We start from the raw sequence: 12,391 nt of genomic DNA on the forward strand, positions 1-12,391 counted from the left end.
TCCCAAACATTGAAAGGACAGGTGGAAATAATGAAAATCACACATTATGAACAGGCATCTTGGGGAACACACAACAAGATGAAACAAGAAGAGCTTCAAAGTATGGCAAAGAAAATCGTCAACAGTTGCAAATTCACATCTGAAGTGCATCACGGATATGGAACAAATAACCCTGAACAGTGCAAGAAAGATGAAGATTTTGCTTCCATTCTGAATGGCTCAATGGCACTGACTTATGAAAGTGAAGTTTTTCCTGTAAAATATGTAATTCACTTTGATTGCGGTATGGTTACTGAAATAATTGAAATGCTTGATTGTTGAACAATGAAAACACGATTCAATATATTGGGGACAGGCTGCAACCTTCCCCATCTGTAATGCAACCAATGCAGGTCACAAGTCCTGATGCAAAATGCAGAGTGCAGAAAAAGAAGGAAGGTGAAAAGATGGTAAAACTTCTGTCATTGTTCAGTGGAATAGGTGCTTTTGAAAAGGCTTTGACTAACCTTGGGATTCCATTTGATTTGGTGGCATATTGTGAATTTGACAAATACGCATCAAAGGCATATTCAGCCATTCACAATGTTCCTGAATCAATGAACCTTGGGGACATCACCAAAGTTGATGAAAAGACACTTCCACAGAATATTGACCTTGTAACTTATGGTTTCCCTTGTCAACCGTTTTCCCAAGCAGGAAAACAAGAAGGATTTGAAGATTCAAAAGGAAGGGGAAATTTGTTCTTTGATGCTTTGCGTGTAATTCAGCATTGTCAACCCAAAATTGCCATTGCAGAGAATGTCAAGAATTTGACTTCACCAAGATTCAAAAATGAATTTGCAACCGTTCTTCAGTGCCTTACTGATGCAGGGTACAACAACTATTGGAAGGTGCTTGATGCAAAAGATTATGACCTTGCACAGCATCGTGAAAGGGTGATTGTTGTCAGTATTAGAAAGGACATTGACACAGGACGCTTTGAATTTCCGAAACCTGTAAAACTTCTGAAATGCTTGTATGATTATCTTGAATCAGAAGTGGATGAAAAGTATTACATACCTGATGAAAAGGCAAAAGCATTGATTTCGCAACTGAAAGAAAAGATGATTTCTAATGCAATCAGGGTGGGGGGGGGCACGGTTCAATAGACAAGCATCAATGGGATTTGGTATGTGTCCGGCAAGGTGTAACATTAAGTAAATGTGCAACAAAGATTGATTCCTTGACAAGTATTGCAAACACACTTCTTGCAAGAGATTTCAAAAGTTTTGGGAATCAAAGTATGAATGCGGTGGTGGAATATGAACGAAAATAAACAAATCATTCAGATTGGGAATGTGTGTCCCACAAAGAATAGGGACAACCCAAATCAAGGCAGAGTTTATGACCCTTCAGGCATTTCCCCATCATTAAACTGCAAGGGGGGGGGGTAACTTGGAACCGCACATCATTGATGAAAGCCTACGATGCCGAAAATACACCCCATTAGAATGTTTCAGATTGATGGGATTCACAGATGAAGATTTCTTCAAGGTCAAACAAGCACTGAATGAAACCTTTTACAACGGAAATGACAGGTCAAATTCACAACTTTATAAATTAGCAGGAAATTCAATATCTGTTCCAATGTTGGAATTTATCTTCTGTCAGATGTTCGATGACAACGATGAAATTTGGGTATAAAAGAAAGGATGGTGACAAAAACAATGACTAACACTTTGAAGCTGAAAGCGGTGATTCTTGAAAGAGGATTCACGCAGGAACAGATTGCAGAAATGCTTGGAATGACCATTGCAACATTCAATTACAAGGTCAATAACAAGTCCGAGTTCAAAGCATCTGAAATCAAGAAGTTGGGTGAAATTCTACATTTGACAGCAGAAGAACTGAACACAATTTTTTTTGCTGACAAAGTAGAATGACATTCTACCGAAGGGTTAAATTCAAAATTCAAAATTCAAATCAAGAAAGGATGATGAAAATGAATGCTTTTTCAGAAAGATTGAAAAAAGCAATGGATGAACAAAAGGTCACACAATCTGACCTTGCATCCAAAACCGGACTTGGTAAATCTTCAATCAGTCAATACCTGTCCGGAAAAAATACACCTTCTGCACTGAGAATGTCAATGATTGCAAATGCTTTGGATGTGTCTGTGGATTGGTTGAATGGTTCTGTTGATGAAATCGACAGTTCCGGACATCTGAACAACCTTCCGGTTGAAACTGTTGCAAAGTTGATGGGGGTTGGAAAACAGATGGTCAGACAGGGGTTGAAAAACGGTGTGTTCCCATTTGGATATGCGGTTTTAATGCCTTCCGGAAAATACCGTTATTACATCAGCCCCAAGAAGTTTGCTGAATACACAGGAAATGAAATCTAATTTTGAAAGGAAATGAAAACAATGAAAAAATTTGAACTTACTACTGAACAGAAAATCAATTGGTTCGGAAGAACCCTTTACAGAATCAAGGCTTGTATCAGCTTCACAACCACTTCCGGTGATGAAGTCAAAGCAGGTGACCTTGGTGGATTCGTTGAGAAAGAAAGCAATCTTTCCCACGATGGAAAGGCTTGGGTTTGGGGCAATGCCAAGGTTTGGGGCAATGCCAAGGTTTGGGGCAATGCCGAGGTTTGCGGTGATGCCGAGGTTTGGGGCAATGCCAAGGTTTGCGGTGATGCCGAGGTTTGGGGCAATGCCAAGGTTTGCGGTGATGCCGAGGTTTACGGTGATGCCAAGGTTTGCGGTGATGCCGAGGTTTACGGTGATGCCAAGGTTTGCGGTGATGCCGAGGTTTACGGTGATGCCAAGGTTTGGGGCAATGCCAAGGTTTGGGGCAATGCCGAGGTTTGGGGCAATGCCAAGGTTTGCGGTGATGCCGAGGTTTACGGTGATGCCAAGGTTTGGGGCAATGCCAAGGTTTGCGGTGATGCAAGTGTCTTTTCGACAGAACACATCTTCTGTGCGACACCTATCGGTGAATATGCAAATTCTTTGACACTGTTCAGAACAAAACACCTTGAAATCAAGATTTCCTTTGAATACGAACTTTACAGCGTTGAAGAATTCAAGAAGGTCATTGATGAATGGGATGACACCAAGAACAGAGAAGTTGCCCTTGCAGTTCTTGAAATCGGTCAGAAACACATTGACCTGACCCCTACATCTGACGATTTGAAACCTTGCCCTTTCTGCGGTGGTGAAGCAGAATACAATGATTCCGATATTGTTGTCTGCAACAACTGTTGTGCATCTGCTGACAAGAAAATTTGGAACAAACGAGTATGACAGCGGTGAATTTATTTCCGCATCAAGTCAAAGCACTTCAGGAAACAGAGCAGTTCAACAAGGTTGGTTATTTCTTGGATATGGGTCTTGGAAAAACTTTTGTTGGTTCGGAAAAGGCAAAGGAATTAAAAAAACCATTGCTACTTGTTTGCCAAAAATCAAAAATAGAAGATTGGGTGACGCATCTTGTTGATATATGTGGTTTTGATGCTTATGACCTGACGGATAAAAAAGAACTTGATTATTTCTTGCAGGTTATGAACGGGGACAAGGAAGTTGCATCTATGACATCCGGAATTATCAATTATGAATTGTCATTCCGTAGACCTGACCTTCTGAAGCTGAAAGACTTCACCTTGATGTTGGATGAATCTTCACTGATAACCAATCCATCAGCAAAAAGAACCAAGTTCATTGACAAATTGAATCCTTCTAATGTGATTCTTCTTTCCGGAACACCCACAGGTGGCAAGTATGAAAAATTGTGGTCACAGCTTCACTTGCTTGGATGGAACATCAGCAAAGATTTGTTTTACAAGCAATATGTAGTTGAAGAATGGATTGAAGATGGTGACAGCGGTTTCAAGATGCGTGTCATTGTAGGTTACAAGAATGTTGACCGCCTGAAAGCAAAATTGAAACAGTATGGTTGCATTTTTATGAAAACCGAAGAAGTGTTTGACCTTCCGGAACAGATTGTCATTCCTGTAATGGTTACAAACACCAAAGAATTCCGCTACTTTATGCGGAACAGTGTGGTGACCATAGAGGACAAAAAACTGATCGGTGATACAAGACTGACAAAAAGGATGTATGCAAGGCAACTTTGCGGTCAGTATTCTAAAGCAAAGTTGACCGCATTTCAGAACCTTGTGGAATCTACTGATGACCGCTTGATTGTGTTCTATAACTTCAATGAAGAATTGGCACGAATGAAGGCAATTGTTGAGGATTTGGAAAAACCAATTTCAATTGTAAATGGGTCTGTAAAGGATTTGTCTGCATACGAAAACCAAAGTAATTCAGTGACCTTTGTTCAATATCAAGCCGGGGCAAAAGGGCTGAATCTTCAGAAGGCAAACAAAATCATCTATTTTACACTTCCGCAAAATCCTGAAGATTTTGAGCAGTCCAAGAAAAGAATTCACAGAATTGGTCAGAAAAACAACTGCTTCTATTACTATCTGATGGTCAGAAACAGTGTGGAAGAAGATATTTTGGAAACTTTGAAAATGCGAAAGGAATATGATGATGAACTATTCAAAAAATATGAAGAAGCGTTTTAACAAATTACTGTTACCGGGTTTATTGACGGTTATCATTGGAATTTTGGTCATAGTCAGTTGCAGTGCAATTGATGAACCACTTCCGGAAACGGTTGCTGAAGGTGCATCTGTTGATATAACTGAACATATAAAGCAGACAACCGCATCAACTGCTATTTCAACAGAACCGGTGATTGAACAAGTTAGTCTTGGTGAATACAAGTTGACTGCATACTGTGGTTGTTCCAAGTGCTGTGGAAAATGGGGTGAAAACAGAACCCTTGATGAAAGTGGAAAACCTATTGTTTACACCGCAAATCAGACCATTGCAAAAGAAGGTGTGACCATTGCTGCTGACATCAGTGTTCTTCCCTATGGGACAGAAGTCATCATTGATGGTCATAGGTACATAGTTCAGGACAGGGGCGGTTCAATCACCGGAAACAAGATTGATATATACTTTGAATCCCATCAAGCAGCATTGGAATTTGGGGTTCAGTATAAAGAAGTATTTATTGAAAGAGAGGTTGAAAACAATGATTAAATGTGAAAACACTTGTCCCCTTGGAAAGTTTGATGGATGCTGTCACAGTTGTCCGGAATTTGCAGACTGCAAGGATGCTTGTTCTGAAGATTTCAAAAAATGCGGTTGTTCCACAGTTGATGAAGAAACCGCACTTGAAACATTCAAAAGTCAGCAGCTTGCAGTCCTTCAGCAGATTGCATCTTTGGTTACCACAAAAAAGCAGATTGAAGCACAGGAAAAGGAACTGAAGGACAAACTGAAAGAAGCAATGGAGCAGTACGGTGTGAAGAAATTTGAATCTGATATTCTGAATATCACCTATGTTGCAGAAACCACATCCACTTCAGTTGATAGTGCAAAGTTGAAGAAACTGCATCCGGATATTGCAACAGAGTGTTCAAAGACTTCCAAAAAATCTGCTTACATTAAAGTTGAAGTGAAAGGCGGTAAAAAGTAATGACAGAAACAGTCTTGGTTGTATTGATTATCTGTGTGACTTTGGTTGCTATTTCAATCATAGGTAGAAAGAAGTGATTTGATGGCAAAGTGGAAACCTATTTTGAATCATCCAAATTATGAGGTCAATAGGATGGGGCAAATACGAAACAAGAGAACAGGAAAAGTCTTGAAACCCTATGATGACGGGAATGGATATTTAAGGGTGAAAATTGATGGAAAGTGTGAAAGGGTTCACATTTTAGTTGCAACTGCTTTTATCCCAAATCCCGAAAACAAACCCGTGGTCAATCACAAGAAAGGTAAAAAGCACGATTGCAGAGCATCACAACTTGAATGGGTCACACAATCCGAAAACATCAAGCACGCTTGGGATTTTGGTCTATTTCAATCAAGGGGGGGGGGTAAAACGGAATGGCAGCGGAAAAGAACTTTGAAAACAGGGTCAAAAAATGGCTTGAATCCATTGGTGTCTATCCCCTTGGTACTGCTGATGACAAGATGAATGTTCTACCTTGTGGTTATTGGGAAAAAAGGTGGGGCGGCGGGTACAGCAAGAAGGGGTTGCCTGATATGCACATTGTGGTTAATGGTTTCAATATTGATGCTGAATTGAAGGCATCTGATGGCAGACCGTCAGAACTTCAGAAACACAATGTTGCACAAATTAACAAGTCAGGTTCAATTGCAATGGTTCTATATCCGGAAGGATTTGAACAATTCAAACTTATTGTGAAAGGGGTGAAAGAATGCAATGGTCACATAGCAGAACTGAATGCTTTGAAAAATGCCCATTCAAGTTCAAAATGCAATATCTTGACGGTATAGGAACAAATGACCCTATCAATTCAGATAATGCACTTGTTCTTGGAACGGCACTTCACACAGGAATTGAAAAAGATGTGAAAACGGCAATTGAACAGTATTATATGTCATTTCCCATCATTGACGATTCCCACATCAGCGAAGCAATTAAGTTGGAATATTTGATTCCAAAAGCAAAAGCGGTCTTGCCTTCAGGGGAATATGAAGTTGAAATCAATGATGACGATTTTCACGGATTTATTGACCTGCTTGCACCGGCAAGGGTGTTTGAAAGGGGTGTTGAATTACCTAACACCTATGACATTTATGATTTTAAGTATTCAAATAATCAAAATCATTACAAGGATTCAAGGCAACTGCACCTATACAAGTATTTCTTTGAGAAGAACAACCCCGGCAAGAGAATCCGCAACCTTTATTTCTTGTTTGTTCCAAAGGTGAACATCAAACAGAAAAAGACAGAGGACTTACAACAGTTCAGACAGCGAATCAAAGACGAACTGAAGGAAGCTGAAGTCAAGACAGTTCAAATTGAATTTGACTATACAAAGGTGATTGATTTCCTTTTGTTGGTCAAGTCCATAAACGAAACAGCAGAATTTCCACAGAACAAGGGTTGGTTCTGTCGGTACTGCGAATTTGAAGAATATTGTATGAAAGGATGGAACTATTTTATGAAGTTACCAAGTACAGAAAGAAGAAACATTGAAAAAGTTGACAAAAGGGTTATGTGGATTTATGGTGTTCCCTTCTGCGGAAAGACCACCTTTGCGAACGCTTTTCCCGACCCCCTTATGCTGAATACGGATGGTAACATCAAGTTTGTTGATGCCCCCTACATTCGTATCAAGGATGAAATCAAGGTTGAAGGCAGAATGACCAAGAAAACCTTGGCTTGGCAGGTGTTCAAGGATGTCATTGATGAACTTGAAAAGAAAGAAAACAGTTTCAAGACTATCATTGTTGACCTTGTGGAAGATATGTATGAATATTGTCGTCTGTTTATGTATGACCAAATGGGAATCAAACACGAATCTGACGATTCCTTCAAGGCTTGGGATATGGTCAGGGGGGAATTCCTGAATACACTGAAAAGATTGATGGCTTTGGATTATGAAAATATCATTCTGATTTCACACGAAGATACAAGCAAGGACATCACAAAGAAGGGCGGTGACAAAATTACTGCTATTAAACCGAATATGCAGGACAAGGTTGCATTGAAGGTTGCCGGTATGGTTGACATTGTTGCAAGAATTGTTGCTGATGGTGATGTCAGAACATTCAACTTCAAGTCCAATGAAGTCATTTTTGGTGGCGGTCGTTTGAAAACAGATGCAAAAGATATTCCGCTTGATGTAAATGCCTTGTTTGCTGTTTACGATGAAGCGAATAGAAACGCTGTCAGAAAGGCACATAGTAACGCACAGAGAGCCGAAAACACAAAGGCGGTAAATGATACTACCAATAAAGAAACACCGTCAGAAACGGCAACAGAGGGCAGAAAGAGCCGAAGAAGAAAGGTTGCTGATGAAGATGCACCGCCTTTTGACACTGATGATACAGAAGCAGCGGAAACACCTTCCACAGAGCAGTCCAAAGTTGACAACAGACCTGACCCTGCTGAAAAGCCGGTCAGAACACGCAAAAGAAGAGCATCCACAACTACTGAAAACAATTAAAATTTGAAAGGTTAAAATGGTGAATTAAAATGGCAGAAATGAATATTTGGGATAAGTTTGACAGTGCAATTGACACAAAGGGTCTTGCAGAAGATGTAAAGGATGCACAGGAAAATGGTGCAACTTACAAAGATGTTCCACACGGTGATTATGAAGTCAAGATTGATAAACTTGAACTGACTGCATCCAAAGCCGGTGATCCTATGGTTTCAGTTTGGTTCAAAATCTTAACCGGTGACTTCAAGGGTAGTCGAATCTTTATGAATCAGGTCATCACACAGGGATTTCAAATCCACATCGTCAATGAATTCTTGCGTTCTCTTGATACGGACATTGACATTGAATTTGTTACTTACAAGCAATATGGTAATCTGTTGATGGATGTGATTGAAGCTATTGATGGAAACCTTGAATATGGTCTTTCCTATAAGGAAGGCAAGAAGGGATTCAGCACCTATGAAATCACAGATGTATTTGAAGTTGAATGATTAAGGTATAACAAGGGGGATGGTCACCCCATCCCCCTTTCAATTTTAAGAAAGGATGGTGAATGTTATGGTCTTTTATGACTTTGAGGTTTTCCAATATGATTGGTTAGTTGTCATCAATGATGTGAGCAATAAGAAAGAAACTGTCATCATAAACGATGAAAAGCAACTTCAACAGTTCTATGATGCACATATCAATGATATTTGGGTTGGTTTCAATTCAAGACATTATGACCAATACATTTTAAAAGGCATCCTTTGCGGATTTGACCCAAAGAAAATCAATGACTTCATTATTGTGAAAGGTAACCCCGGATGGAAGTTCAGCAGTATGTTAAGGGACATCCCCTTGATTAACTATGATGTGATGCTTGGAACTGACAGGGGTTTGAAATCCTTTGAAGGGTTTATGGGTAACAATATCAAAGAAACATCTGTTCCGTTCGATATAGACCGCAAATTGACGGATGCGGAAATTGCCGACACAGTGAAGTATTGCAGACACGATGTTCAACAAACAATTGAAGTTTTCATCAAACGCATTGATGAATTTAACACAATGATGTTCTTTATCAAGCACTTCAAACTTCCATTGATGGCATTATCCAAGACCAAAGCACAACTTGCTGCGGAAATCCTCGGTGGAAATCGAAAAGGTCAAAATTTTGATGATGAATTTCAATTCCCGGTTCTTGATTGCATTCAATTGAAAAAATACCGCTTTGTTGCTGATTGGTACTCGAACCCTGACAATCACGATTATGAAAAGTCACAAGAAAAAATAATGGTTGCAGGGGTTGAACACACCTTTTCTTGGGGCGGTGGTCACGGTGCAAAACCGCAATATCACGCAAAGGGTGATTTCCTGATAATTGATGTCACTGCTTATTATCCGAGTATGCAAGAAAAGTTCAAGTTTGGATATAGGGTAATGGATAACCCTGAAAACTTTGAATTTATTCACAATTCAAACATTGAGTTCAAAAGGAAAGGCGATAAAAAAGCAAGACTTCCATTCAAAATAATGGATAATGCAATCAGCGGTCAAATGAAACAGAAACAATCTGCATTATATGACCCTATGAGCAACAACAGCATTTGCATAAATGGTCAGTTGTTATTGCTTGACCTGATTGAACATATTGAACCATATTGTGAACTTGTTCAAAACAATACTGATGGTATCATCATCAGATTAAGGGATTATGAAAGAGATTTTGACATCATTGACCGCATTGTTGCTGATTGGGAACACAGAACCGGAATGAAGATGGACTTTGACACTTTCTTTGGTGAGATATTTCAAAAGGATGTCAACAACTATATGATAATTGACCGGGAAACCGGTGCAATGAAGGTCAAAGGTGCATATATCAAGAAACTTTCTGATTTGGACTATGACTTGCCGATTCTGAACAAGGCATTAGTCAATTATATGGTTGACGGTATTCCGGTAGAAGTCACAGTCAACAATTGTGATGATTTGAAAGAATTTCAGTTAGTTTCCAAGATTTCAAACAAATACAGTCACATTCTGTATGGTGAAACACCGCTGAAAGAAAAGTGCATCAGGGTCTTTGCATCAAAGAACCTAAAGGATGCAGGTGTGAAAAAAGTCAGCATCAGAACAGGCAGACCGGCAAAGTTGCAGAACAGTCCTGAACATTGTTTTATTTGGAATGATGAAGTGAACGGTGTCAAGGTTCCGGACAAACTTGATAAGCAGTGGTATATAAATTTTGCCCTGCGAAGATTAAAAGATTTTGGGGTGGTGTGATATGGCAAAAAATTATAAACCGGATGAAAACGGAAATACAAAGTGTATTGAATGTGGTCAAGTCATTCACCCCTCTGATTCTTACCATTGGGTGAAGCAAAAAGGAACACCGGCAAGGGTGATTTTCATTCATAAAGACTGCTATGAAAAACTTTTGCCACACACAAATGAAAGGAAGTGATGAATGATGTTTTACAGGGGTTACATTATGACCAAGGATAAAAAATCCATAGAAAAATTCAAAGGTGTAGCAACCTTGAAAACCCTTGAACAAGTTCAGTCACTACCTGAATTTGCAGGTGTAATGGCAGAAGATTCAATCTTGGTTGATATTGATGATATGGAACAGTCAAATCTTCTGTTGGATATTTGCGATAAAGAAGGCATCAGATGCAAGGTTCTTCAGAGCAGGTCAGGAATGCACTTCCTTTTCAAAAGCACGAAAATCAAGAACTGCCCAAACAGAACCAAACTTGCCTGCGGTCTTACCGCTGACATCAAAGCCGGGTTCAAAAGTTCCTATGAGGTTTTGAAAATTGATGGCAAGGAAAGAACTGTTCTGTATGACATCCTTGAAGGTGAAGAATATCAGGACATTCCAAAGTGGTTATTCCCAATTAAGTGTACTACTGAATTTCTTGATATGGATGCCGGTTCCGGAAGAAATCAGGCATTGTTCAACTACATTCTAACCCTTCAAAGCAATGATTTCAGTGTAGAAGAAGCAAGGGAAACCATCAGAATCATCAATCAATACATACTGAAAGAACCGCTGTCAAACAGTGAACTTGAAGTGATTCTGCGTGATGATGCCTTCAAAAAGCCTGTTTTCTTTAAGGGTAGCAATTTTCTTTTTGATAAGTTTGCAACCTACATAAAGAATAACAATCACATCATCAGAATCAATGGTCAGTTGCACTTGTTCAAGGATGGGGTCTATGTTCCCGGACAGGAAGAAATTGAAGCTGTAATGATAAAGCACATTAGCAGTCTTTCCAATGCAAAGCGGTCTGAAGTGCTGAAATATCTGAATTTGCTTTTGCTTGAAAATACTGAAATGGCTGCACCAAATATGATTGCCTTCAGAAATGGCATTTATGACTTGGAAACTGACAGTCTGAAACCGTTTTCACCGGACATAGTAATCACAAACCGCATTCCTTGGGACTACAATCCCACCGCATATTCAGAACTTGCAGACAAGACCCTTGACAAGATTGCCTGTCACGATGCTGAAATCAGAACTATTCTTGAAGAATGTATTGGTTCTTGTTTCTATCGGTCAAACACTTTGGGTGGTGGTAAAGCGTTCATTCTGACGGGTGAAGGTTCAAACGGAAAGTCCACCTTCATTGCTATGATTCAGCATCTTTTGAATGAAGAAAATATCACTGCACTTGACCTGAAAGAACTTGACCAAAAGTTTCAGAATGCTGCCTTATTTGGAAAGTTGGCAAATCTTGGTGATGATATTTCTGATGAATTTATTGTCAATGCTTCATTCTTTAAAAAGTTAGTTACCGGGGAAAGGGTTCAGGTTCAGAACAAAGGTGAAAAACCTTTTGAATTTAACAATTATGCAAAATTTCTGTTTTCCGCAAACAACATTCCAAGAATTAAGGACAAAACAGGTGCAGTTCTGCGAAGGCTTTTGATTGTCCCCTTTGATGCAGAGTTTTCTAAAAATGACCCTGACTATGATTCAAGTATTAAATACAAATTGCAAGAACCTGAAGTGATGGAATATTTGATTGTTCTTGGTATCAAGGCACTGAAGAACATCATTGAAAAGCAAGGGTTCACAGAATCAGCAAGGGTTCAGGGACAGTTAAAAGAATACGAAGAAACAAACAATCCTATTATTGGATTCTTTGATGAAATGCAGATTGAAGAATTTCAGATTGAAAATGAACAGTCTGACAAGGTATATAAACGATACAAAGAATACTGCCTTGCAAACAATTTCAATCCTATGTCAAAAGCAGAGTTTTCAAAGCAACTTTGCAGAAAACTTGGGATGACTACCAAAACCAAGAAGATTGGTGGCAAGGTTTACAGAATTTATATCAAACAATGAAAGGAC

At 39.3% G+C, this 12,391-nt stretch carries 15 protein-coding genes; all 15 read left to right on the forward strand.

All coding sequences use genetic code 11. The annotated features are described in order from the left end of the window. Positions 1 to 30 precede the first annotated feature (30 nt). The 15 genes from DXC23_RS00950 to DXC23_RS01025 all read left to right on the forward strand — a co-directional run bounded on the left by DXC23_RS00950 (position 31) and on the right by DXC23_RS01025 (position 12,385). Positions 31 to 321: a hypothetical protein gene (locus tag DXC23_RS00950; protein WP_117704345.1), complete on the forward strand. Its 291-nt coding sequence runs from the start codon at positions 31 to 33 to the stop codon at positions 319 to 321. 125 nt (positions 322 to 446) lie between these two features. Next, positions 447 to 1,148, forward strand: a complete 702-nt coding sequence (gene dcm / locus DXC23_RS00955; protein WP_158552389.1) for a DNA (cytosine-5-)-methyltransferase — start codon at positions 447 to 449, stop codon at positions 1,146 to 1,148. A 286-nt stretch (positions 1,149 to 1,434) separates the two neighbouring features. Further along, positions 1,435 to 1,683: a DNA cytosine methyltransferase gene (locus DXC23_RS00960; protein ID WP_117704347.1), complete on the forward strand. Its 249-nt coding sequence runs from the start codon at positions 1,435 to 1,437 to the stop codon at positions 1,681 to 1,683. Positions 1,684 to 1,706: 23 nt separating this feature from the next. Beyond that, positions 1,707 to 1,922 (forward strand): helix-turn-helix transcriptional regulator, encoded by a 216-nt coding sequence (locus tag DXC23_RS00965; RefSeq protein ID WP_158552390.1) that lies wholly within the window; start codon positions 1,707 to 1,709, stop codon positions 1,920 to 1,922. 59 nt (positions 1,923 to 1,981) lie between these two features. Then, a complete protein-coding gene (locus tag DXC23_RS00970) occupies positions 1,982 to 2,383 on the forward strand; it encodes a helix-turn-helix transcriptional regulator (RefSeq protein WP_158552391.1) in 402 nt (133 codons plus the stop codon). A 21-nt stretch (positions 2,384 to 2,404) separates the two neighbouring features. Further along, on the forward strand, positions 2,405 to 3,289 hold the full coding sequence (locus DXC23_RS00975) for a Lar family restriction alleviation protein (RefSeq protein ID WP_117704350.1): 885 nt from the start codon (positions 2,405 to 2,407) through the stop codon (positions 3,287 to 3,289). Next, positions 3,286 to 4,575, forward strand: a complete 1,290-nt coding sequence (locus tag DXC23_RS00980; RefSeq protein ID WP_117704351.1) for a DEAD/DEAH box helicase — start codon at positions 3,286 to 3,288, stop codon at positions 4,573 to 4,575. The genes DXC23_RS00975 and DXC23_RS00980 overlap by 4 nt, the downstream gene beginning before the upstream one ends. After that, positions 4,541 to 5,098 (forward strand): 3D domain-containing protein, encoded by a 558-nt coding sequence (locus tag DXC23_RS00985; protein ID WP_158552392.1) that lies wholly within the window; start codon positions 4,541 to 4,543, stop codon positions 5,096 to 5,098. Before DXC23_RS00980 ends, DXC23_RS00985 begins: the two co-directional genes overlap by 35 nt. Further along, entirely contained in the window at positions 5,091 to 5,537 is a 447-nt protein-coding gene (locus DXC23_RS00990) for a hypothetical protein (protein ID WP_117704353.1), read from the forward strand. The genes DXC23_RS00985 and DXC23_RS00990 overlap by 8 nt, the downstream gene beginning before the upstream one ends. Before the next feature lie 413 nt (positions 5,538 to 5,950). After that, a complete protein-coding gene (locus DXC23_RS01000) occupies positions 5,951 to 6,364 on the forward strand; it encodes a VRR-NUC domain-containing protein (RefSeq protein ID WP_199523031.1) in 414 nt (137 codons plus the stop codon). Continuing rightward, positions 6,286 to 8,043 carry an AAA family ATPase gene (locus DXC23_RS01005; protein WP_117704355.1) on the forward strand — a complete coding sequence of 586 codons (1,758 nt, stop codon included), beginning with the start codon at positions 6,286 to 6,288 and terminating at the stop codon, positions 8,041 to 8,043. Before DXC23_RS01000 ends, DXC23_RS01005 begins: the two co-directional genes overlap by 79 nt. Positions 8,044 to 8,072: 29 nt before the next feature. After that, a complete protein-coding gene (locus tag DXC23_RS01010) occupies positions 8,073 to 8,531 on the forward strand; it encodes a DUF669 domain-containing protein (protein ID WP_199523032.1) in 459 nt (152 codons plus the stop codon). A 67-nt stretch (positions 8,532 to 8,598) separates the two neighbouring features. Next, positions 8,599 to 10,308 (forward strand): hypothetical protein, encoded by a 1,710-nt coding sequence (locus tag DXC23_RS01015; protein ID WP_242997363.1) that lies wholly within the window; start codon positions 8,599 to 8,601, stop codon positions 10,306 to 10,308. Between the two features lies 1 nt (position 10,309). Further along, the gene (locus DXC23_RS01020) at positions 10,310 to 10,489 is read left to right on the forward strand and encodes a hypothetical protein (RefSeq protein ID WP_117704357.1); all 180 of its coding nucleotides are present in this window, start codon (positions 10,310 to 10,312) and stop codon (positions 10,487 to 10,489) included. 3 nt (positions 10,490 to 10,492) lie between these two features. After that, entirely contained in the window at positions 10,493 to 12,385 is a 1,893-nt protein-coding gene (locus DXC23_RS01025) for a DNA primase family protein (RefSeq protein ID WP_242997364.1), read from the forward strand. Positions 12,386 to 12,391 lie beyond the last annotated feature (6 nt).

The sequence above is a fragment of the Eubacterium sp. OM08-24 genome (assembly GCF_003438075.1).
GTDB lineage: Bacteria > Bacillota > Clostridia > Oscillospirales > Acutalibacteraceae > Ruminococcoides.